Genomic DNA, 23,277 nt, shown 5'->3' with positions numbered 1-23,277 from the left:
TAGTATTCTGAATTTTTATTTATTTTTATGTTGAAATGAGGAATTTTGATTTGTTGATACAATCAGTTTATATATATTTATTCGAGAATAGAAAAAATAAATTTTTTTGTTATTGATGAAAAAAAGTGAGGATAGTATATGAAGAAAAGAATTTTAATCGTAGAAGATGAAGAAAATATTCGAGAAGTATGCAAACGGTATTTAGAAAGAGAAGAATATGAAGTATATACTGCTGTAAATGGTAAAGAAGGTTGGGATTTATTTCTTACATATCAACCAGATTTAATTATATTAGATTTGATGATGCCAAAAAAAGATGGATGGGAATTATGCGAGGAAATTCGTCAACAATCAAACGTCCCTATTATTATGTTAACTGCTAAAGGAGAAGAAAGGGATCGAATTTTAGGCTTAACAATGGGGGCGGATGATTATTTAACAAAGCCATTTTCCCCTCGTGAATTAGTATTAAGGGTCCAAATTATACTAAGAAGAGGAAGCCAAGTACCAATACAAATAAAAGAATCTCTATCGGAAGTGATAGAATTTCCAGACTTAAAAATATATCTAAAGACAAGATGTGTACTTGTTTGTAATAAGGAAGTGGAGTTAACGGTAAAAGAGTTTGAGGTACTTTATCTCATGGCAAAGCATCCAAAACAAGTATTTTCTCGCTCACAGCTTCTTGAACTAATTTGGGATTTTGGACATGAAGGAGCATCAAACACGGTTACCGTGCTAGTGAGCCGTTTACGTGAAAAGCTCGAGAAACATACGATAAAGAATCGCTGGATTCATACGGTTTGGGGTATAGGATATCGCTTTGAGCCGAATGGAGGAAATGAAACGTGAGATTACGTATTCAATTGTTACTCATGAATTTATTAAGTACCGGTATTATGGTAATTGCTATATGGTATAGTGAGACGAAAATGTTACTTGAACCAGAACAAACGCAGTTATTAACAGTAATTGCAATTGTGGCATTTATTATTTCAACGTTTATTTATTGGTTAATGACACGCCCTATCATGAAATCTATACAAAATTTAATAAAATTGACGAAACAATTTAGTGATAGACACTTTGAAACAATGTATATAATTGGGCAAGAACCACGTGAGTTTAAAGAATTAGCAACAGCCTTTCAACAGATGGCAAAAAAATTAGAAGAAGGGTTTACTAAGTTAGAGGAACAGGAAAACTCTCGTAAGGAGCTAATTACCAATATCTCACACGACTTACGAACACCTATGGCTAGCATGCAAATGATGATAGAAGCATTACAAGATAACCTGATTGAAGATCCTGAAATGAAAAAGCAATACTTAGCAACGGTTTTAAAAGAAATAGAAAGATTAAATGGATTAATTAACGACTTATTTGATCTTTCAAAGTTAGAGTTTGAGCAAGTAGATTTTCACCCAAGTTTAACACATTTAGATAAAGTTCTATTAGATGTATTAGAGTCACATTCTGTCTTATTAGGAGACAAACAAATCCATGTGCAATTGGATGTCCCTGATACATTACCTCGACTTTTGATTATGCCTTGTAAAATAGAAAGGGTCATAGGTAATTTATTACATAATGCAATTCGATATTCTCCTATCTCTGGAACAATTGAATTGACTGTAGTGGAAAATAAACTAACTCAACAGGTCCAATTCACTTTGCGGGATGAAGGAATAGGAATTTCTCCAAATGATCAATTACGTGTATTTGAACGTTTTTTTAGAACAGATCGATCAAGAAGTTCACAATCTGGAGGTTCTGGACTTGGATTAGCCATTGCAAAATCATTAATTGAAATGCACAAAGGGGAAATTGGTGTAAGGAATCGCGCAGATGGTAAGCAGGGAAGTGAATTTTGGTTCACTCTTCCCATCACATCAGTAAAAAAATAAGATGGCTGAAAGACTTTTGTAACATTTACGTTAGAAAAATGAAAGACCTTCTTGTTAACATACTACTACACAGTATGTTACAGGAGGTTTTTTACTTTATGAAAAGAAGATATGTATGGCTTATAGGTGGTTTGATAATTGTATTGGGGATTTTATGGTCATTGTTCCGACCAGAGAAATTATTTATTGATAAGCACGTAAATGAATCATTGCCACAAGCAGAGATACAATCAACTGAAGTAAAGCAGCAAAGTGATCGAGTAATAAGGGAAGGTCAGTTTCAAAACGGTGTCCATGAAACAGCCGGAACGGCAAAAATTCACCAATTAACGGATGGAAAACGTGTTTTACGACTTTCTAATTTTGCAACATCTAATGGGCCAGATATACGAGTTGTATTAGTTCCTACAAATCGTTTGAAAAATAATGAAGACGTGAAAAACTATAAGTATATTGAATTAGGAAAATTAAAGGGAAATAAAGGAGACCAAAACTACGAAATTCCTGAAGGGATAGATGTAAATGAATATGGTTCGGTTTCTGTTTGGTGTAAAAGATTTAATGAAAACTTTGGTGCGGTTTATTTTAATAATTAAATATGAACTTAAAATATCCTCTTACAGGAGAAATTCATATGGGTTATGGTAAGTAGCTGCAACGGACTTAGTTGCTAAGAAGGGCACTCATAAGAGTGTCTTTTTTATATTTCTCAATTATAACCTCTTTAATATTGTCTGGAAGCTCATTTGGGTTACTCCATCTTTCCACGTATAATTTTAACTGGATACAATGTTTAGCTATTATCGGAATACCAGCCATCACTCAAATGATTTTCTTTCTAATATTTAAAAATATCCATATGGGATACATACTTCACTTCAATTACAATTTAATCATTATACTTTTTAACTAAATAGTTTCTATTTAAACTATTTTACAACTAAAAACAAAAGAAAAGGTACCCCTGCTGCAAGGTACCTTTTCCAAGGGGTATAACTCAATACCTAAGCGGCCGTTGGTTAAGTATACCGCTTAGACTATTACATGAGTTATATTTTTATTATACATTGATTATATCAAAAATATTATCATTAGTGAAAGTAACATTCATTATTTTGTAATTCTTAAGCTGCCACCATAATAATAATTCTCCCCAAGTTTCATAACAGCTACATATGATCCTGGCTTATATACTGATATAATAGGTGTTACAAATCTACCATAATTATGCGCAGTACCAGAATCATAAATTGTTTTAGGAGTCTCAACAACAACATCATCATCAACTCAAGAAAATAAGTTACCCCCAAACACGATTAAATTAAATTTCAGGTCTATAAAAACATAAAATTTCCATTTAGGGGGTACTTTAAAATCTTAGCTTGATAGCAAAACATATCCTGATATATAAGGGTTTTACCTAAAATAGTTCGCCAGTCATTACATTCATAAACTCCTTAAAAAACTTTTCATAATTCATTTGTATTGCAATCCTATGTTTTGGACGATTACCGAATGTTTCTGGTTCAAAGGTAGACCTAAAATCTCCTATACTTTGTCCTCTTACAGTATCAAGTACATTAACTGTCACTGCTGATTGATGGTACGTAAAAATATCATCACGATTAATCGCAATTAAAGTAAGTGCATCATGAACCGGGCTACCTTGTATTTCAGGAACTTTTTTTTGATAAAATTGATAATAGTAATAGTCTAAAAGAGGCTTTAAAAATTTAGTTTTCCCTTTAGAGTGGATATAATTGACCATTTCCGGTGTTACAATAGCCGATTGTGTAACATTCAAAGGATAAATTGATAGATTCTTTGCGTATCTCATTACAATATTGGCTGATCCAGGATCGCCATAAAAGTTAGCTTCAGCAATGGGAGTAACATTTCCTGGATATAGAAAAGCTCCTCCCATAATATAATAAGAATGTACATATTCCATCACATCACCATAAAGGAGAAATAAAGTTGCAAGTGAAGTTAGCCGCCCGGTATTCACGATAATAAGCTCATTTTTATGCTGTTTAATAAGTGTGAGAACCTCGAAAAAATTCTCAAATGTCTGAATCTCTAGTCCTGGATAAATGGGACCTATCCCAAATTTACCGTGAACTTCTGGATAAAAAGTTTCGGCTTCTGAAGACATGGAATGCTCCGCCCCACCAAAAACTTTTACATATTCTTTACCTACACTTTTAAGTAAAAAGCGAACATTTCTAACAACTTCAGCTTTAGGTACGTTCCCATAGTCTGCAACAATTCCTATAACATCAATTTTATCTGTCAAATGCGCATATATGATAGCTATCGTATCGTCAATTCCGAAATCCCCAAAAAACAGTACTTTTTTCCCCATACAATATTGCTCCTTAATTTTACTAGTTTTCAAAACGGATTATAATTATGTATCATAGGATAAGGTTGCTCTCATGTTTATTTGTAGTACGATATATGAATGAATTCATCTAGTTAACATACACTTTCGTTAATAATGAGCAAATTCCTTTTGTATGAAATGAAATAGTACGGAATTACTAACCTTAACAAGTTTTTTCTGATATCCTATACTCATTATGTGGTCCTCAAAATGAATAAATTACATTATTCTTTCTGTAGAATTATAGGTAAAGAAACGTATTTTTGCTATATAGGTAGCGCAAAATCTTAGCTTTATAGCGATGTGTTGCTGCCCCAATAATAAACCAAAATCTCTTGATTAAATAAAAGTGAATTCGGTTTTATTACTGTATAGTACAAAATTGTTTTAAATTGACAGTAAAACCACAAAAGATACGTGAAGTTACTGCTAACAGCACCCTTCAAAAGAATTGTTATAACAAATAACTTGCAATATTTATATAATATAATAATTAATTGAAATAAAGAGAAAACAAAATATAAATTTAGGGGGAGAAATACTTTGGAAATAGATCAAATAAAGAATATCCTACGAAAAAGAGCAACTATCTTTCAAACAGGAGGAAAAAGACCCGATTTATCTATAAATGAAAGTTGGATTGGAAAGATTCCCTATTCATTACAAAATGAAACTTACCCAGTCGACCGCTATCAAGAAAAAATGTATGCGATCATGATGCTTAATTTAACTCAAATGCCTTTTGTTCCAGAAGCAGTAAAAGATATGAAAGCCATCGTAGTATTTCTTTCTCCAAACTTTGCTAAAGATTTATCCAACTTATCAGGAAATTTTTGTATTAGAGAATATGATTCTTTAGAGGAACTAGTACCGAATGAAATGTCACTTACGTTTCCAAATCTAAAACTTTTCTCTTAATACCTAGATTACTTTTTGGGAATATAGAAAAGCAAACAAAACAACACTACAAAAGGTTCATTTTTTCATTTTGGGGTAATTCTAAATTCTTTAGTTGATGGATATAGATTATTAACTTAAAATAACATAATTTAAATTATCTAGAGACAACGGTCTTTCATTAATATAATAAATGGAAGGTTATTTAATTCCCTATTTTTGGATATGTAAAATTACATAAAAAAACATGTTTAAATAAGACGCGCTTTTATATATAACTAGAGGTAGAGAAGAAAAACTATTGTTTAGGATTAATTTAAAACTTTTAATTTAATCGATGTTTGTTGGTATTCCATTAAGAGAGAAATTAAGCAATTAGCCTTTGCTAATCGCTCTTTTATTAGAGCTATTTAACTTTCGTGAATAAGATGAATATCCGCATAAGAATCTTTATATTTAGAAAGGGATAAAAAATGAAAAAAATCGTATCAACACTATGTATAGCTGGAGTGACTTTAACTATTTTAGGAGTATGTCCTCAAAGTAGTTATGCTCATCTCGATCAAATTGATTTAAATGAGAATGATCCTATTACTGCAAGATGGTCTGCAGAAGCTCCGTATCATTCTGATAAAAGTACACATTTATGGATTGCAAAACAAGCTATTGAAATTATGAAAACAGAATCTAATATTGAAGCAAATAAGCAGGCTGTGGACTTTTTAAATTATCCACAATATAAAGATTTATTTTCTAAAGGATTATATGATGCAGATTATAATGCAGAGTTTAACGATGGTGGTACAGGAATAGGTGGCGTTTTTAAAGGCGGATGGAAATCTCACTTTTATGATCCTGATACTAAAGAAAATTATAGAGGAGAAACAAATCCAACGGCTCTTACACAAGGTAAGAAATACTTTTATGAATCTGGAGAACATTTACGAAATAAGGACTATGAAAAAGCTTTCTATTACTTAGGAGTAGCTACCCACTACTTTACAGATGCTACTCAACCTATGCATGCAGCAAATTTTACCGCAATTGATACGAGAGCTATAAAATATCATAGCTACTTTGAAAATTATGTTACAACCATTCAAAATCAATTTGCAGTCAATACTGGAGGGAATTATAACAATTCTCTATCCACACCTGAAGAATGGATTGATTATGCAGCTCGAGTAGCTAAACCTGAAATCCAAAATATTACTAATGATAAAACATTTAAGTATTATAATAGTGGTAAGGCACAATTGTGGCAAGAAATGGTTACCCCGGCTGTGCAGCGAAGCTTAGGAGAAGCTCAGCGCAATACAGCAGGTTTTTTAAATCTATGGTTTAAAACTTTTACTGAAAATGTGAAAGCTCCAAGTATAGAGACTGCATTAATCTATGATATAGAAGGAAATGTTATAGAAGCAGGGAAAAACTATTATATCGTACCAAGTGAATCTCCTTATCAAGGCCTAACATTTGAATGGTATATAGCAAATCGTTACGATTATGTTACACTTGCAAATAAAGAAAACAATGGTTTATCTGGTACACCTATGGAATTTGAATTCTACAAAGAAAATGATGCAAAGCTACATCACGGGGAAAGTATATACCTTCGCATGAAGCACTCAAATTACGATCAATTTCAATATTTAAATTGGTCTAATTATTCTAGTTGGATTCACCTTGCTCAAAAATCTGATAGTTTAGCTGATTTTAAAATTAAAATTAACTTGGATAATCCTACAGAATATAATATTTTTACAGATGACTATCCATTAAATTATGAAAATATAAATGCAAAGAAAAATTGGATTATACTAGGTGAAAAAAAACAAAAACCTAGCTCGTGGAAGTTTATCCCTGTTAGATAACCTAAAAAGAAAAACACTCGTCCTTAATCAGAATGAGTGTTTTTTATTATTTTAACCAAGAAGGCTCTTTCCTCAAGGTACGCGAAGAAGAAAAAAGAAAAGTTCAATCAATATACTATAGATTATAATAAGGAGAAATTAAGTTTCTATAAAGGCGCGAAGATAGAAATAAAAGAGCAAAAGCCAGAGAAATACTTATGAATTTAAGTATCTTGAAATTCTTCTATCTACGGACAAATCAAAGTCCTACATCGAGCTTCTTATATTGAAAATCTGTAAAAAGGATAAATTGGGATTGTGAAATATTAGAAGGGGATATTCAAGTACTAGTTAATTAAATGATATATTGTAAAAGTCGAAAAAGCATTTTATAATGTTCTTTCGGCTTTTTGGCTTGGTAACAAAGAACATAATTACAAATTAAGGAATTGCTATATAAAAGTTTCGGTGTATAGATGTACTTTTCCTTATATTCATAGAGTTTTCATTTGTTTTCTGTTGATGATCACTTATGAGAAAAAGTAACCAAACATATCAGCAAAGTTTAAGGGAGGATTATATATGCTCACACCATTAAAGAAAAATAATCGTTATATGGTCGGATTAGATAGTTTAAGAGGACTGGCTATACTGGGCGTCGTGTTATATCATATCAACTATAAGTGGATACCTGGAGGATTCCTGGGCGTTACAGTTTTCTTTGTACTCTCGGGTTATTTAATTACCGATCTACTTGCTACTGAGTGGGAGAAATATAAAAGCATTGATTTAAAAAATTTCTGGATACGTAGGGCAAGAAGATTACTTCCAGGAATGTTTGTTATGCTCATTATTGTGTTTGCATGGGTGACGTTATTTCATAACTCCTTACTAGGAAAAATGCGGGGAGATTCGTTAGCAGCAGTATTATATGTTAGTAACTGGTGGTACATTTATCATAAGTTATCATATTTTGATAATTTTGGCCAACCTACTCCTTTAAATCATTTTTGGTCGTTAGCTGTTGAAGAGCAATTTTATGTAGTCTGGCCATTCATACTTAGTTTAGGGTTCTATTACATAAAAAAACGATCACGTATGACACTATTTATTTTTTTAGGAGCAATTGCTTCAGCAATTGCAATGGCTGTACTGTATGAGCCAGGAAGTGATCCAAGTAGAGTTTATTATGGTACCGATACAAGAGCGTTTTCTCTATTAATAGGGGCAGTACTCGCTCTACTTTGGCCAAGTAATAGACTATCTAATAAAATTATTCCGTCAGCCCGTCTAGTTTTAGATGTAGTTGGGGGAATCGCTTTAATTATTATTTTAATTATGTTTTGGGAGACAAATCAATATGACTCATTCCTATATTGTGGAGGAATGTTATTTTTATCAGTTGTTACTGCTTTATTAGTAGCCAACCTTGCTCATCCAACTAGCAGAATTAGTGTGCTTTTAAGGTTTAAACCATTACGTTGGATTGGTATTCGGTCCTATGGAATATACCTTTGGCATTATCCAATTATCACATTGACAAGCTCGCAAGCTAGTACAGAAGGACCTCATTTTACTAAAGCTATTTTTCAAGTTTTTTTGATTCTACTTATGGCACATCTTTCGTGGAAGTTTATTGAAAATCCAATTCGGCAAGGTGCATTGAAGAATCTTCGTTTAAAGGACTTGAAAATAAGAGACTTATCATTCGTTAATAGAGTTGCTTTAGCATGTACAATATTCCTCTCCATAACAGTTATCTTTGGTTTCTCAACAGCCGGCAAAGTAAAAGACAATTCTAAACAAGTTAGGACAGAGGCGGTACAAGTGAAAAAAAATGAGGAACCAGCTCATCCAGTTACTAAGGAAGAGAAACCGGTTGATAAAACATTAGAGGACGAAAATAAAGATTCCTCTAAACAAATTAAACAACCTAAAACTGTTACAGCCATTGGTGATTCAATTATGATCGATGTCTCTCCGTATTTAAAAGATGCTTTTCCTAATATTACTATTGATGCGAAAATTGGAAGACAGATGTCTCAAGCATTGGAGATAGTAGAGGGAATGAAAAAGGAAGGCACTTTAGGAAGTCATGTTATTATTGGATTAGGTACAAATGGAGCATTTACTACCCAGCAACTAGAATCGTTAATTCAGTTAATAGGTGATGAACGTGAAATTGTATTAGTTAATACTAGAATACCTCGTCCGTGGGAGGCCATAGTTAATGAGAAATTAAAAGAAGTCTCTTCCAAATTTCCAAATACTGTGCTAGTTGATTGGTATGCAGCAAGTGCTGGAAATCAATCATATTTCGAACCAGATGGAATTCATTTAAATCCAACAGGAGCAAAAGAATACGCTTCACTTGTTGTTCAGCATATTGATAAGTAATTTGATTCTCGTCTAGATAATTTACCATTCATTTTATTTTTAAAGTAGAGGTAGTCAAAACGTCTTTTTGTTATATCTATCAGTAGGATTTAGCTGTAAGACAAGTTATTTAACTCGATAATTAACTAAACTCAAGGGATGTTATAATAAAGAACATAAGAATGTTATTAGTTTAGAATAGAATTTAATCAGAAAAATTTATATTCCTTGATTTTACGTCAAACAAAAAGACTTCATTTTGAAAAAGATTAATCAAAATGGAGTCTTTTTTTGCTAATCAGTATATACATCAGAATAATTTTGTTACATTCTTATTCTTTTAAGTTTATATTTTCTGTTTCTATATAATAATGATAAAACTTTATTTGTAACCATTTGTTACTTCTAAATAAAATAGTGATAAATTCTTACTGTATGCCTAAATAGCAGGATACTGCCCTCTAAAATCTTTGTTAATAACTAAAGGAGTTAAAACTTTAGAGGAAATTCTTCTAAAGATCTCATTAGATAATTTTCTTTCCATTTTATTTGCTCTCTTTCACCTTGTATTTGTATATTTGGCAAACGGTTTAATAGTGTAGAAATTGCAATTTTTGCTTCTAAACGAGCGAGTGGCGCATCAAGACAAAAGTGACTCCCATGACCAAATGCCAAGCATGGAGTGCTGATTTGTTTTTCTTCTTCCAAATTTGATAGATTAGATTTCCATATTCATGAACCCAGCGCATAATAGTTGTTGGATGAACGGAAATACCACGTTCTTTCAAGATTTCAGATACATCACGATAGCTTCAAGAAAAACGACAGTAATAGCCAACAGCTACTAAAATAATGTCTTTCTTGAACTGTTTCCCTTTAAAGTATCTCATGTATCATTCTCCTCAACACATTTTCCTTACAGCTTAGCTTCATTTGAAAAACTTTGCAACGGAACCTTTACGACCGTTCTTTTTGAGTAGTAGATAAAGACGATGCAGAATTTTTAAAAGTTCTTCTGCGCCACAGGCTATCACTTGAAACAGTAACGGAAAGTAATCTTTAATCATATAAATCGCTATGTATTCACTCACTCATGCTTTGTCTTTTCAAGCAGAAATCGTCGCATTTGAAACATCGTAGAAAAATAGAGGAGAATGCCAATGAGTTGTCCATATAAATGGTACTCTAGGCGTTCTCTTTTAATATTTTTACATTCATCAATTTCAAAAAATGACTGCCACGTTTTAACAAAATTTCAATTTGTCAACGATGAATACAATGAGTGCACGTTATTCTTTGGTACTCCTTCTAGAGACGTGCTCGTGATATATACATTCTTATTCTTAATTACATTTCAGGTGAATCTCTAAGAAGAAAAATATAAAGAGGATTGAATAAAGGAGAAGCCATGAATGGACTGGCAAGAGCTATTTTCTTTGAAAAACAAGGATTGCTTAGGGAACGAACCATACAGCATCAATTGCAAAGAGCCAGTGCTTTAAACAAAATTATCACTGCCATCAGTATTTGGAATACCTTACATCTAACATAAGCAGTTAAATATCAAAAATGGTCTCGTTAGATTCTTTAAGACCATTGAAACTTTCTTAACGTTGTTAAAAATGGTCTTAGCATTTTAAATCCGCATTTTCCGGTACCCCATATATGTTTCTTTGACTTTATAGGAGGCATTTAGTTGTTTTAGATCATGTCGGATTTTTTGTTCAAGACTGATGAATCCAACGCATAATTTTTATAGAAGTAATGGATAAGTTCCGTTACTCTCACGTTTTCAACAAGTTATGGAAACTTAATATTGATGTATCGGTAATGCATAATAGTTATTTGGAAAATTATTACTTATGACTATATATAATAGTTAACTTACCTCTATATGGATATGCAATTTTACATATCCATATAGAGGAAGAAATAAGCGAAGAGTATTGAAAATTATGCTAAAATAATTTTCGGAAATGAAAATTCACCTAGTTAAATTAAATTAGATACCTTTTTATCAGTATTATTAAATTATAATTATTTTAATTATAGTAATGAAGTTGCATAGTAATTTTAGAAGTATAGTATTTTAATTTGTACACATATTAAATAATTAAGATAAAAAAATAAAAAAGGATAAAATTATACAAAAACCTACAAAATTTTACTATATACGCACTGAAAATTTGATGTTTTAATAAGGACACAAGGTGTTAGTTACATTTTAAGACATATAAAATCAAGATCATCTTCGTATATGTCTTTTATGTAATGACTTAGGGAATAAGTTTATAGTAGGGCATTATGTACAAATGTTTACAATCTATATTTATATTCCTTAAAATTCATCTTTAAATTAATCTATACAGATTAATTGTTGTAATGTTGGATTTCAAATTAATTAAAATTTAGTCCAACTATTTTATCAAAAAACAACAATAAATGGGGGGATTACTATGAAAAAAGCGTTAGTCGCAGGGTTATTAGTTACAGCAGTATCTACAAGTTGCTTCTCACCTGTAAATACTTTTGCAGAAAGTAATACAACTTATTTACAACCAAGCAGTATACTTGGACCCGCTATGGATAGGTTATCAAATTCGATTACGAAATTAGGATCACAGACGCCATTAATTCAAGGATATGGGCTAATCATATTACAGCAACCAGACCTTAATGTAAATACTATATATGGAATAACAACTGATCAAGGTACTGCAAGAAACCAAGTTCGAGACTGGTTGGATGTATATAATCCAAAATTATTCAAAGTAAATCAAGACATACAGAGTTTCGGAATAAGATTTACAAATTATTATAATACATTGGTTGAACTAGCTGGAAAAATGAATGAAGATCCGCAAGCAAAAGCATCATTTGTACGTATTTTTAATTTACTTCAAGGTGACGTGCAAACAATTCAGTATAATATAAAAATAAATTCAGAATACTTAAATAATTTTAAAGACGATTTGGTTGAAGATAGTAATAAATTTTCTATTAAAGTTATCAGAGCGTTTGAATCTTATAAGAGTTCAAACGGAGACATTGAAAAATTAAGAACAGAAATGGGACAACTTAATGTAGGCATTCAAGAAGATTTTGAAAAACTTCTAGCTCTACCAAAAGAAAATCTAGACGGTTCTTTAAATATTACAAAGTCGGTTATTAATATTTTGAAAGACGGAGTTAAGGATAAAACTGTAGACGTGTCTAATTTAGAAGCGATTTATAACCAATATGGACAACTCAAAAATGATAAAGTAACAGAACTGAATAAAGCTATTGCTCAGAAGCAACAGCAACTAATTCAATTGGTACAAAATTTATCGAATATTGAAGTGCAAGCAACTCAAATGACACTTATTGAGCAGCAATTAAATAACTTTACAAGAACAGTTAAAAATCAAACTCAGAGTTTTGACAATCTAGTAAGTAGTTGGGACACCTTTAATAACATAATGATTCAAATGGGGACAAGTCTTAATGCTGATACGAAAATAGATTCCAATTCATTACAAGTACGATTAAAAGAGCTTAAACAGTTTACGGATGAATTGAAAAAACAAACAACGGAATATCAAGAGAGTGTTACAAAAATAAAAGTAACAGGATGAAATTTGTAGGAAAATAACAATAACCCCTAATAATATAATGTAAGGAGAGAAGAATGTGATGAAAAAACCTTATAAAGTAATGGCCTTATCTACATTAATAGCAACAATCGTAGCGGGTGGTATTATGCCATCATATGCCTCAGCAGAGGAACCAGCACCTATTCATGCAAATCAAGACCTTAAATACCCTAGTTATTACCTTGGACCAACAGGGCTTGATAATGCGATGAAGGACACTAAATCCAATATGTTGGTAATGGACCTGTATGCTTTAACTATACTTAAACAAGCAGATATTAACTTGGATGGTTTACCTTCAGTTGGCGATGATTTAAAAACAAACATTAAAGCCAACCAAAATATTACTAGAGAAAATGCAACATACTGGTTAAATAATTTGAAATCAGGAATAATTACGACGAATCAAAATATTATCAGTTATGATACAACATTCCAAAATTATTCTCGTTATTTATTACAATATAAAAATGATCCAGTCAAACTAACAGCTTTGCTTACAAAGTTGAATGGTGAAATTTCACAGAATAAAGGACAAGTTACCAAATTAGTGGATGATTTGAAAAGCTTTCGCGGCAAATTAGAAAAAGATACACAAAATTTAAAAGGGAATGCTGAAAAAATCGTAAATATTTTAACTGGTGAAGAAGCTGGAATTCCACTGTTCCAGGAACAAATCAAAACAAATAAAGCAGTAATCGATGAGAATAACAAAATTTATATTGCATCGTCGGTTGCAACTGCTGCTGGTGCATATTTGGTTCTTACACCTTTTGCGCCCATTGGTGCACCTATATTAGGAGGTGGGATATACGGAGTAGTTTCATCGCAGCAGCAGATAATCAAGGCACAAGAAGAAATTATAAAGCTAACACAAGATATTTCAATGGCGAAACTACAGTCAGGTAGGTTAACGATAGTGCAAGGTGATATTAAAAATTTAACAGATACAATTGATAAAGCTATTGTTTCTCTTGAAAATATAAAGACTACGTGGGATGTAATGGGTACAAAATATGACGCATTGATTGATAAAGCTAAAAAGGTTGACCCAGAATTCCTTGCTATGGATATAACAGCAGATCTGGATACAGCGAAGGAACATTGGGAGCAGATTAGAACGTATGCTGAAAATATTCAAAGTAGTGAGATTTCGTTCTTGAAATAATAATATTACATCAAGAATTTGCCGAAGTAATGAAAAATATAATATACTAAGTTTCCCTTTTGAAGAACACATAATATGAGTCTACTGTTCAAGTTTGAGCAGGAGACTTCCTATATAGTTATGAAACTTAATAAAGATTATAGAATAAGAAAGTAAGAGTATCTCTATTTTAATATGTTGTTTTATTTGCAATAATCTTAATTCATTTGAAGTAAAGAATAGAAGCTTATGAATTTAATAAAATATGTGATGCATGTAAAAGAGTAGGTGAAAAAGATGAATAAGAATTTATATAAGAAGATTATTTTGTCAACAATCATTACGGGAATGGCAGCGAATAATGTAATTCCACTTCATACTTTGGCAGCAGAACCAACTGTGTCCCAACAGCAAGAAAGTTTGAAGAACTATTCTCTTGGTCCTGGTGAATTTAAAGAAGTAATGGGAAAAATGGTGGCAAATATCCTTACAATGGATTCATATGCCAATACAATCAGTAATCAACAGCTAACAGATTTAAGTAAAATAAGTTCTATAAATGGTGATTTACAAGCAAACATGATTAAGCATCAACGGGATGCAATAGAGAATGCCGACTTTTGGTTCATGTATTTTAAAACTCGTATTATGTACACGCATCAGAATATTGTAAGTTATAATGATACGTTTCAAGCAAGTTATAAGCTTTTACTAACTGCTATAGAGCAAAAAGATAAAGAGAAATTAAAATATGAACTAGAAAATTTGTACAATAGTATTTTGTACAATAGTCAAAAATTAGATGTACTGTTAGAAAAATTGAAAAATTTTCAAGGTGAAATAGCAGAAGATACAAGAAATTTCAAAGAAGATTTCAATCAATTGGAGAATATTCTAGAAAGTACGAACGCTGGTATTCCGCTTCTACAACAACGAATTGAGAATTGTAATAATACTATTAAAGAAAACTATGATAAACGTGGTGGCTATATAGCTTTATCTGTATTTATGCCTCCGGTTGGTATACCATTGATTGTCACTGCTGACAAGAATATCGCATCTGCACAACAAGAAATAGAACAATTAAAGTCCAGAATTTCTGGGGCAGAGGCAGAAGTAGTTATTTTGACTGATACCAAAAATAAAACAGAACATATGGCTGCAACAGTTGGTACAGCTGTTACTGCTCTTGAAAATATAAAGACTCAGTGGGGGACAGTGGAGAAAAAATATAAATCATTGATTGACAGTGTTGACAACATTAGTCTAGACTTGTTTGATGAGATTATAAGAGCAGATCTTAATACAGCAAAGGATAATTGGCAGGACCTTAAAAATTATACGGATAAATTATATGAAGGTGCTAAGATTGCACAAAATAAATAGATTTTACAAATAGGAGAACCATAAATAGGACTGGATTGCAACTGAATACTTGTAAAATAACAAAATTAAAATTAAATAATAAAAGCTTATCGTAAACTACAAGAAGCATAAGATGGACAAAATGGCCATCTTATGCTTTATAGTTTTATTATTTCCACTTATTGGAGAGGTAAACTTTGAGCTTAGAAAACAGCAAATTATGGCTGTATGTTCAATTTAGACGTAATTTTATTTGAACATTGCTTTTGCTTTTAAATGAAGCTTATTCAAATTGATACTAATAAATTTGATAAATAATCATAGAAAAGAGCGTGTTTTGAAAAAAGTTAATCAAAACACGCTCTTAATATTTTCAGTTGATTGATTCTTTTATAAAAAAGTTTAATCCTTTTCTACTTATAATGCTCCACTATCAAATTCTTTTCTTTAATAAGTCTACAAGTCATTGTGGAGAATTCAAGTACTTACAAAGAATATTTAGCTAACTGTTCCCCAAAAGCTGATAACTCTGTTTCAATTCATTATTATAGAAATGTTTGCGTTATTATTTCTTTTTATCTCATCAATAACTAGATATATAGCTTGTTTGCCTATACCTTTCCCTTGAAATTTTTCATCAATCATAAGTCTGTAAATCCAATAATTTTAACATCAGAATCTATCCCAAACATAGTAAATCCTATCATTTTTTCATCAAGATAAATACCTTTTGCATAGAAGTTATCTAGAAATTGAACTTCTGCGATAGAATAAAGGTTGGATGCAATAAATGTTTGTTGTTCTTCTTTAACAGACAGTCTAATTGCTTCTTCCCAATTAATTTTGTCAATAGGATTTAAATAAATTTTCTTCAATCTGATACTCTCCTTCCAATGTTGAGGAGGAACCACGTAGTTTATGGGCTAGTGATATGTTATCCCCTTTTTTTTTTGCTCAATGAAATAGAAATATTTTCTCATTGACAACGTCTCCTTAAAGGTACAATTCAAAACACATTAATATAATTATATTCTTCCTACTATAAATTATTTTCCTGTTAAAAAAATTCTATTTCTCTACCTAATTTATCTAAGGTATATGATACCAAATATCGGAAGAATCTCTTTGCAAACAATTTTATTTCACCTTGAATAATGAAAGATTGGTCAGATTTATATTATGGTGAAAACTTCAAACGATTGACTCAAGTGAAAGCTAAATACGATCCAGAAGATATTTTCAATTTCCCATAAAGTATTCCACCTGTTTATAAAAAATAGAATTCCTTGCCTGTTTTAAATTTTGCAATTTATAAAGAATAATAGATAAAAAAGATTGCACGGATAATGAATAAACATGAATCAATTAAAAAAGGAGCACATCACATCGACTTCAAGCTAAGATTTTACACTATCCATAAAGTAAAAAATACGTTATTCCTTTCTCTAATTATGCAGAAGGAATAACGTATTTTTTCATTTTAAGAGGAATTTTATTTTCTTAGCTTGATAGAGATATGTTGTTACTCCATTGGTAAAATAAAGAATTTAATTAGCTTACTGAAAAAGTGACTTTAAGTAGGAGGTATATATACGGAATACCACCAGCATTTCTCTCATTTTCCACTTTAATTTATGGAATGAAGTATTTGACGTAAATAACTTCTTCTAATAATAAGGTAGTAAATTATTTGTACACTAATAAAGCTCGTGAATATGAGAATAGAATTTCCTGCAATAGGTAAGTCTATGTGTCTGCTCTGCGCTAAAAACCTTATTGCCAAGAAGGCCACGCTACTATGAAGAACAGAAATCACAATAGGTATAAAAAATAATATACTAATTTGTTGGGTTACAATTTTTTTTATCTCTCTTTTAGTTAACCCTAATTTAGAAAGCATTTGAAATTGGCTTTTATCTCGATCTAAATCTGTAAATAAACGGAAGTATAAGAAACTAATTGTAAATATAAAAAATACAACACCTACTAGTACACTGAGAATAGATAGTATCGCATTCACTTGTTTACCTTCTAACCATTTTAATACCGGGGAATCAAATATAAAAGGTGGGCGTCCGCTTCTATAATCATTTGGAATTATCTTTGTAAGTTTTTTAGCCATATCTGCTGTTTCATACATGTTTTTAATTAAAAAACGATAGTCTATATACTGATCGATCTTTGCTTCTCCTAACTGTGTATTTAGCATTGTTTCGTACATTGAATCCGAAACAACGACAGAAAAATTATTAGATGGGCTGATAATATTATCCATTAATATTTTATTAACAGAAAAATTATAATTCATAGTACCGTGTTCCAGTGTAAGGGATGAAGACAGTTTCTTTAATTTCTCTTGAGGAGCTACTCTCAGATACATTTTTGATGGTAGGATTAGACTGTCTGTTTCCTTATTTAACGTTTCTGCTGGATATCCTAGTGTTTTGGCAGTTGCGTTGTAATCAGTCAGTTTCATAATTGGTGTTGCGTGACTTGTTGTATTAAAACCAGTAGAAGTTACTAATTTATATGAGAATCCATCATTATGTAATTGTTTCTCTATTTGAGAAATATGAAATGCCTCCTCCTTGTTGTGTTTATATGATTTATATTCAAATGCATAAGGACTGTTAACTTCCGCTAATGCGCCATTTCCAATAGAAAGGCAAGCACCAATAGAGGTAAAGGCAACTGCGGAAAGTATACTTACTAGAAAGAGTGTTCGTGCGTTATCTGTCATTCGATATGTTAACTCTGAAAGCATTAACATATTGGTTTTTTTAAAGAAAGTGTATTGACGATTTTTCAATATTGTAATGACATAAAAGCTGAGCTGAGTAAATAAAAAGTATGTTCCTAATACAGTTAAGAAAACACATAGTAATAGAACATATATCTCAATTCCTTTTTTTAATGCCATATCCAAATAAAACGCTGAGGCATAACCAATGCAAATACAAAGAATTGAGAAGAAAGCTAGCCATTTAGATGACTTTGGTTCCGCTTTTGGTTTTTCTTCAGATTTCATGAGTTCAATTAGCTGTGATACCTTCATTACTCGTACAGTGAAAAAAGAGACAAGTATAAATAAAATAAAAAACATAAGAGATGTCACTAAAATTGCATTAGTAGGAAAATGAAATGGAAGCCCACCTTTTAACAGGAAAAGGGAACCACTTATCAGTAAGATTAATTTTCCAAAAACTAATCCAAGTCCAATCCCAACAATAATTGCAGAACATCCAATTAACATATTTTCCATGAAAATTAGCTTTTTTAATTGTGCGTTAGACATGCCATGGAGTAATAAAATCCCAAATTCCTTTTTCCTTGTTTTTAAAAACATAGTAATAGAATAGAGAATGAAAAAGAAGGAGAAAAATATAATTAGATATTGAGCAATTTTAAATCCTTTTGTACTTAAAGAACTCATGGTTTCACTGGTCGATAAAAGATTTCCAGTGAAATTAGGATGAAATGCAAGCAATTCAAAAGTAAATAGAATCATCACGGCAAATGTACTACTCAAAAAATGTCCAAGGTATAATCGTTTATTACGAGTGACATTATTATATACAAGTTGACGAAAATTCATGTTAATTACCTCCTAGTAAAGATAGTACATCTGTAATATCTTTGTGAAATTTTGAACGATTGTCATCGCAATAAATTTCATTATAAAAAGATCCATCTGTAATGAAGATTACTCGATCACAGTAACTCGCAGCTACGGGATCATGTGTCACTAGCATCATAGTTACTTGTTGATCTTGATTTAATTTCTTTAGGAGTTCCATCACATCATTTGCCGCTTTTGAATCTAAATTTCCTGTTGGTTCATCTGCTAATATTAATTGAGGAGAATGAATAAGGGCACGAGCAATGGCGGTTCGTTGAGCTTGTCCTCCTGAAATTTCATAGGTTCTTTTATTTAAAATCTGTTCAATCCCTAGTTTTTTGGAAATGACTTCTACTTTGTTGTTCATTTCATTCAAACTTACATTATCTAATGTAAGTGGTAAAACAATATTCTCTTTTACAGTTAGCGTATTCATAAGGTTAAAGGATTGAAAGACAAACCCTAGTTCACGGCGTCTAAATAATGCTAAATCATTAGAAGATAAACAATGGGGATTTTTTTCGTTAATAAATACTTCTCCTGATGTGGGTGCATCAATAGTAGAAATCATATTCAGTAAAGTTGATTTGCCACTGCCTGATGCTCCCATAATTCCTACAAATTCTCCTTTTTGTATTGTCAAATCAATATTGGAAAGAGCTTTATAAGATACTTTTCCTGTATTATAAATTTTACTTAAGTTACGGACTGTTAATATACTCATAGTTGTTATCTCCTATTCTTTTATTGGCTATATATAATTTAATCTAAAGCATTATAGTCCTCATATTGAATTGTCTTACATTTACCTTACAAGCATGTAAGAATTCTATCTTTTAAGAAAATTATTTTAGAGGAGGTTAAAGATTTAACTCAACATATTTACAGTGTATAACGCCTATTAAATTAAAGGAAGGAACCTATTAAATTTCCTAATAGGCTCCTTTTTTTAAGGCGAAAATTTCAAATATAGAGTTATACTTCAAATCGTTTGCGTTTTCATACAAATTTTATAAAGTTAAAAATTTCTTGTTTTATTTTAGCTTTATATTGATAAGATACTAGCATCCAATTTTTTTATGATTCAATCCAGGATAAAATATCTACTACCGTTTGATAGGCAGTGCATAATGACCAAAAGATAAATCCAGCAAGGCACTTGCTTCTTGACGCAGTAACAGATCTTTCGGACGGAACATAAAGGACCCATCAGCATTGATGGAAGTATCAGGGTCTAGAATTCCTTGGGAGGCAAGTGCCTGAATCGATTGGACTGCCCAGTCGTCTGCGGCATCAAGTAATTTAACTTTAATAGCTTTATCAGGTTGAATCGGTTTCAAGTCTTGAATTTGCTTAACGTTTTGAATCATGGTTGCTGCGACCTGTCGGGTAATCGGAGTAGCATGATTATACTCTGGAATTCCATTCATCATTTTTTCCCTTGCCTCCTTGGATTCGTCTGGAAAACCGTTCCATCCGTGAGCAAGTAACAGCATATCCGCAAATTCTCCTTGTGTCATGGTGTCCATCGGATTAAATAGATTATCTGTTTTAGCACCCATAATGTTTAGAGCATGAAGGTTATCAATGTGACTTCTATATTTACTCTTTGCTGGCACGTCATCAAACGGTGATTTGTTGTTAATTTTCTGAGCATCTGCTACAAAATCAAGGCTTTTAGGAGAGGTGTAGTGAAAATATGTGATTTCTCCTGCTGAATTCTTTTTGAAAGCGACTTTATTGCCTTCTGAATCCTCAAATAACAATGGATGAATCATTTTGAGAACTTGTTTTCCCGTTGTTCCACCCTCCATGATCAAATTCCCATTTTCATAAGTAAAATGAGTGCGAATGGCAGCGAAACGCGTATTCTGGAATAAACCCAAGTATTTATGAGCCTCTTTTTCCTCTAACGGGAGATAACTTGTTTTTACTTCATTCTTCTTAGCGGGGAAATAGTGATCCATGAGAGCTTCATATATGTCTATACTCATCATTGAATCATTATTGTAAGACATGAAGAATGCTGTTTTTTGTTCAGGCACTAAAATCAGCAGTGATTGATGCCCAGGCATACTTCCACCTTTCATTACAACATGTTGACCGTTAGCAAATTTATTAAAAGGCGTTTCAAATCCAATTGTCGCAACAGGGACTGTCTTATCATCAAAAACTTGATAGGCATGCATCATATCTATGCCTTTTTTACTTATAATTTCTTTGTCTTTAAACGTTCCTTTCTGTAGTTGCATAATCATGTATTTTGACATGTCTTCCGCAGTAGATAAAATGCCTCCTTGTGGTGTATCCCTTAAACCGCTCCCACTTGTTGGAATCGGATCGCCAGTGGGACCATAATGGGTAGCCATTCTTTTGAGAAGGTCAGGCGTAAAGCTCATACTCGTAGATTCCATATCTAATGGTTTGAAAATATTTTTTTCCATATATTTTGAGAAAGGGGTGTTAGTAGCATTTTCTACTGCAAACCCTGCGAGCGCAAATGAGACGTTGTCATACGTATAAGCTTCCCCTGGTGGCCGTATCACCGTTGGCATATGCTTAGAGAAAAATTCTTTCATTGGTATACTATTATGAACGTATTCGGGTCCAGTTATATTTGTGAGATCCGGAAAATCTACCCCGCTAGTATAAGTAAGCATATCAAACAGGGTGAGAGGTTTCCCTGTTTGATTAGGAATTTGTAATCCACCAAGGTATTTTTGTACATCTTGATCTAGTTTAAGCTTTCCTTTATCGACTTGCTGCATCACAGCCAAAGCAGTAAAGGTTTTTGAGACTGAAGCGATTTGAAAGACCGTGTCCTTAGTGACAGGGATTTTCTTTTCTTTATTGGCATATCCATATCCTTTATTGACAACGACCTTTCCATCATGAACGACGACAAAACTAGAACCGTTCACATTATACTTCTTCATTTTTTCTTCAAATAACGGGTCTGCAAAAGATTCTATTTCTTTTTTATTATTAGGTCCTTCCATCATTTGAATATTAGTTGAGGATGCTAATGGTTTTGATTTTTCAGCTTCTAATAATTGTTGGGAACACGCAGAAATCATTGTTGAAGAAGAAAGAAGAACTGCAACGATCCCCAGTTTGTTAATTGCTTGTTTCATTTTTGTAAGCTCCTTTAATTGATTTTTTTTTGTTAGCGAAACGAGTTAGCACCCGTTAGCGTATGAACAGAGTGTAGCAAGAGGCCAGTCATAGTAGGTAGTGAGTTTTTGTCATATTTATAAAGGAGAACAAAATTGAGTGGATAAGGCTGTATTAATAGTTATGTCATAAAAGTCATGACATTTTGACACTACCGTGTGTGACAGAAAAACATTTAGAATCAAGGAGCAGTTTTTAACGCATTAACAATAAATGGGGAGGGGAGACCTACATTGTGTATGTTAAAAAATATAATGAGGCGTGAAAGGGGAAATAGGCATGATTTATTTATGAAAAACAAACCAGTAATAAGAGTGGTTCTTCTAGGGTTAACATACATGCGGAAAAAGAGGGATTTATCGTTTGTTAGAATACAATTGCATTTGTGAAAAAATAATTAGCAAGATAATTACAAATGTAATATTGAACTTTTAATAGAGGTGATAGCTGTGTGCTTAGTATGAAACAGCTAATAACCATCTACACAATATGAATAGAGGAGAGGGAGAATCTTATGAAAACAAGTAGGCAAATTACGAGTGCAAGTCTGACCCTTTTAATGGCTGGAAGTTCTTTGTTATATACAACACCAAGCTCAATTGTAAAAGCAGAGCCCAATCAAAATGTATCTAATTCGTTACAAACAAGTAATCAAAGCGATCGTACTTCCGTTAAGAAAGCAATACGGGATTCACTCCAACTTGGATACCCTGGAATACTCGCTCAAATTTCTAAGGGTGGCAAAAATTGGAGCTATGCCGCCGGGATAGCGGATCTGAGAACCAAGAAGCCGATGAAAACAGATTTTCGCTTTCGCATTGGCAGTACGACGAAGACATTCATTGCAACAGTTCTACTTCAATTGGCTGGAGAGAACCGCTTGAATCTAGATGACTCCATCGAAAAATGGTTGCCTGG

The 23,277-nt window shown here is 32.0% G+C and carries 14 protein-coding genes and 8 pseudogenes; 13 read left to right on the top strand and 9 right to left on the bottom strand.

Features of this window, described 5'->3' with window-relative positions:
- Positions 1 to 138 precede the first annotated feature (138 nt).
- The 4 genes and pseudogenes from DN404_RS08015 to DN404_RS31295 form a co-directional block, all read left to right on the top strand.
- Entirely contained in the window at positions 139 to 852 is a 714-nt protein-coding gene (locus tag DN404_RS08015) for a response regulator transcription factor (protein WP_149214945.1), read from the top strand.
- The gene (locus DN404_RS08010) at positions 849 to 1,907 is read left to right on the top strand and encodes a sensor histidine kinase (RefSeq protein ID WP_098818902.1); all 1,059 of its coding nucleotides are present in this window, start codon (positions 849 to 851) and stop codon (positions 1,905 to 1,907) included. The genes DN404_RS08015 and DN404_RS08010 overlap by 4 nt, the downstream gene beginning before the upstream one ends.
- Positions 1,908 to 2,005: 98 nt before the next feature.
- Positions 2,006 to 2,503: a DM13 domain-containing protein gene (locus DN404_RS08005; RefSeq protein WP_149214944.1), complete on the top strand. Its 498-nt coding sequence runs from the start codon at positions 2,006 to 2,008 to the stop codon at positions 2,501 to 2,503.
- 113 nt (positions 2,504 to 2,616) lie between these two features.
- A pseudogene (locus tag DN404_RS31295) lies at positions 2,617 to 2,820 on the top strand (hypothetical protein); the annotation flags it as partial.
- A gap of 197 nt (positions 2,821 to 3,017) precedes the next feature.
- Here the strand turns inward: DN404_RS31295 and DN404_RS07995 are convergent.
- Together DN404_RS07995 and DN404_RS07990 are read right to left on the bottom strand one after the other, a co-directional pair.
- Positions 3,018 to 3,167, bottom strand: a pseudogene (locus tag DN404_RS07995) (DUF5065 family protein); the annotation flags it as partial.
- 160 nt (positions 3,168 to 3,327) lie between these two features.
- Positions 3,328 to 4,272: a nucleoside hydrolase gene (locus tag DN404_RS07990; protein ID WP_149214943.1), complete on the bottom strand. Its 945-nt coding sequence runs from the start codon at positions 4,270 to 4,272 to the stop codon at positions 3,328 to 3,330.
- Positions 4,273 to 4,836: 564 nt separating this feature from the next.
- Between DN404_RS07990 and DN404_RS07985 the strand changes: the two genes are divergently transcribed.
- From DN404_RS07985 to DN404_RS07975, 3 genes are all read left to right on the top strand, one after another.
- A complete protein-coding gene (locus DN404_RS07985) occupies positions 4,837 to 5,211 on the top strand; it encodes a hypothetical protein (RefSeq protein WP_255445023.1) in 375 nt (124 codons plus the stop codon).
- Between the two features lie 452 nt (positions 5,212 to 5,663).
- On the top strand, positions 5,664 to 7,064 hold the full coding sequence (locus DN404_RS07980) for a zinc dependent phospholipase C family protein (protein ID WP_098906260.1): 1,401 nt from the start codon (positions 5,664 to 5,666) through the stop codon (positions 7,062 to 7,064).
- 561 nt (positions 7,065 to 7,625) lie between these two features.
- Positions 7,626 to 9,440 (top strand): acyltransferase family protein, encoded by a 1,815-nt coding sequence (locus DN404_RS07975; protein WP_149214942.1) that lies wholly within the window; start codon positions 7,626 to 7,628, stop codon positions 9,438 to 9,440.
- Positions 9,441 to 9,908: 468 nt separating this feature from the next.
- Here the strand turns inward: DN404_RS07975 and DN404_RS07970 are convergent.
- From DN404_RS07970 to DN404_RS07960, 3 pseudogenes are all read right to left on the bottom strand, one after another.
- A pseudogene (locus DN404_RS07970) lies at positions 9,909 to 10,094 on the bottom strand (cytochrome P450); the annotation flags it as partial.
- Positions 10,085 to 10,309: pseudogene (locus DN404_RS07965) on the bottom strand (IS6 family transposase); the annotation flags it as partial. The pseudogenes DN404_RS07965 and DN404_RS07970, both read right to left, overlap by 10 nt.
- Positions 10,310 to 10,375: 66 nt before the next feature.
- Positions 10,376 to 10,755 (bottom strand): annotated as a pseudogene (locus tag DN404_RS07960) (IS4 family transposase); the annotation flags it as partial.
- Here DN404_RS07960 and DN404_RS07955 point away from each other — a divergent pair.
- The 4 genes and pseudogenes from DN404_RS07955 to nheC form a co-directional block, all read left to right on the top strand.
- Positions 10,753 to 10,968 (top strand): annotated as a pseudogene (locus DN404_RS07955) (Tn3 family transposase); the annotation flags it as partial. The pseudogenes DN404_RS07960 and DN404_RS07955 sit on opposite strands and share 3 nt — an antisense overlap.
- Positions 10,969 to 11,875: 907 nt before the next feature.
- Entirely contained in the window at positions 11,876 to 13,036 is a 1,161-nt protein-coding gene (nheA, locus tag DN404_RS07950; protein ID WP_098905735.1) for a non-hemolytic enterotoxin subunit A, read from the top strand.
- A gap of 58 nt (positions 13,037 to 13,094) precedes the next feature.
- The gene (gene nheB, locus DN404_RS07945) at positions 13,095 to 14,222 is read left to right on the top strand and encodes a non-hemolytic enterotoxin subunit B (RefSeq protein ID WP_098905736.1); all 1,128 of its coding nucleotides are present in this window, start codon (positions 13,095 to 13,097) and stop codon (positions 14,220 to 14,222) included.
- Positions 14,223 to 14,498: 276 nt separating this feature from the next.
- Positions 14,499 to 15,587, top strand: coding sequence for a non-hemolytic enterotoxin subunit C (gene nheC / locus DN404_RS07940; protein ID WP_149214941.1), 1,089 nt, complete (start codon positions 14,499 to 14,501; stop codon positions 15,585 to 15,587).
- Positions 15,588 to 16,051: 464 nt separating this feature from the next.
- Here nheC and DN404_RS07935 read toward each other — a convergent pair.
- A pseudogene (locus tag DN404_RS07935) lies at positions 16,052 to 16,441 on the bottom strand (GNAT family N-acetyltransferase).
- Positions 16,442 to 16,720: 279 nt separating this feature from the next.
- On the opposite strand from DN404_RS07935, the pseudogene DN404_RS07930 reads away from it, so the two are divergent.
- Positions 16,721 to 16,819, top strand: a pseudogene (locus DN404_RS07930) (BBE domain-containing protein); the annotation flags it as partial.
- 374 nt (positions 16,820 to 17,193) lie between these two features.
- Here the strand turns inward: DN404_RS07930 and DN404_RS07925 are convergent.
- From DN404_RS07925 to DN404_RS07915, 3 genes are all read right to left on the bottom strand, one after another.
- Complete coding sequence (locus DN404_RS07925; RefSeq protein ID WP_098905733.1) at positions 17,194 to 19,161, bottom strand: ABC transporter permease; 1,968 nt, start codon at positions 19,159 to 19,161, stop codon at positions 17,194 to 17,196.
- Between the two features lies 1 nt (position 19,162).
- Entirely contained in the window at positions 19,163 to 19,909 is a 747-nt protein-coding gene (locus tag DN404_RS07920; RefSeq protein WP_063538678.1) for an ABC transporter ATP-binding protein, read from the bottom strand.
- Between the two features lie 382 nt (positions 19,910 to 20,291).
- Positions 20,292 to 22,319: a serine hydrolase domain-containing protein gene (locus DN404_RS07915; protein ID WP_149214940.1), complete on the bottom strand. Its 2,028-nt coding sequence runs from the start codon at positions 22,317 to 22,319 to the stop codon at positions 20,292 to 20,294.
- A gap of 554 nt (positions 22,320 to 22,873) precedes the next feature.
- Here DN404_RS07915 and DN404_RS07910 point away from each other — a divergent pair.
- On the top strand, positions 22,874 to 23,277 hold a 404-nt coding region (locus DN404_RS07910), incomplete at its 3' end, for a serine hydrolase domain-containing protein (RefSeq protein WP_149214939.1).

This window comes from Bacillus sp. TE8-1, from assembly GCF_008368855.1.
Taxonomy (GTDB): Bacteria; Bacillota; Bacilli; order Bacillales; family Bacillaceae_G; genus Bacillus_A; species Bacillus_A cereus.
The sequence above is the reverse complement of the archived record's forward strand: the minus strand, read 5'-3'. Positions and strand labels throughout refer to the sequence as shown.

What these genes read in the sequence shown, in the direction of transcription:
- DN404_RS08015 (WP_149214945.1), top strand. Translation starts at nt 139, where the DNA reads ATGAAGAAAAGAATTTTAATCGTAGAAGATGAAGAAAATATTCGAGAA.
- DN404_RS08005 (WP_149214944.1), top strand. Translation starts at nt 2,006, where the DNA reads ATGAAAAGAAGATATGTATGGCTTATAGGTGGTTTGATAATTGTATTG.
- DN404_RS07990 (WP_149214943.1), bottom strand. Translation starts at nt 4,272, where the DNA reads ATGGGGAAAAAAGTACTGTTTTTTGGGGATTTCGGAATTGACGATACG.
- DN404_RS07980 (WP_098906260.1), top strand. Translation starts at nt 5,664, where the DNA reads ATGAAAAAAATCGTATCAACACTATGTATAGCTGGAGTGACTTTAACT.
- DN404_RS07975 (WP_149214942.1), top strand. Translation starts at nt 7,626, where the DNA reads ATGCTCACACCATTAAAGAAAAATAATCGTTATATGGTCGGATTAGAT.
- nheA (WP_098905735.1), top strand. Translation starts at nt 11,876, where the DNA reads ATGAAAAAAGCGTTAGTCGCAGGGTTATTAGTTACAGCAGTATCTACA.
- nheB (WP_098905736.1), top strand. Translation starts at nt 13,095, where the DNA reads ATGAAAAAACCTTATAAAGTAATGGCCTTATCTACATTAATAGCAACA.
- nheC (WP_149214941.1), top strand. Translation starts at nt 14,499, where the DNA reads ATGAATAAGAATTTATATAAGAAGATTATTTTGTCAACAATCATTACG.
- DN404_RS07925 (WP_098905733.1), bottom strand. Translation starts at nt 19,161, where the DNA reads ATGAATTTTCGTCAACTTGTATATAATAATGTCACTCGTAATAAACGA.
- DN404_RS07920 (WP_063538678.1), bottom strand. Translation starts at nt 19,909, where the DNA reads ATGAGTATATTAACAGTCCGTAACTTAAGTAAAATTTATAATACAGGA.
- DN404_RS07915 (WP_149214940.1), bottom strand. Translation starts at nt 22,319, where the DNA reads ATGAAACAAGCAATTAACAAACTGGGGATCGTTGCAGTTCTTCTTTCT.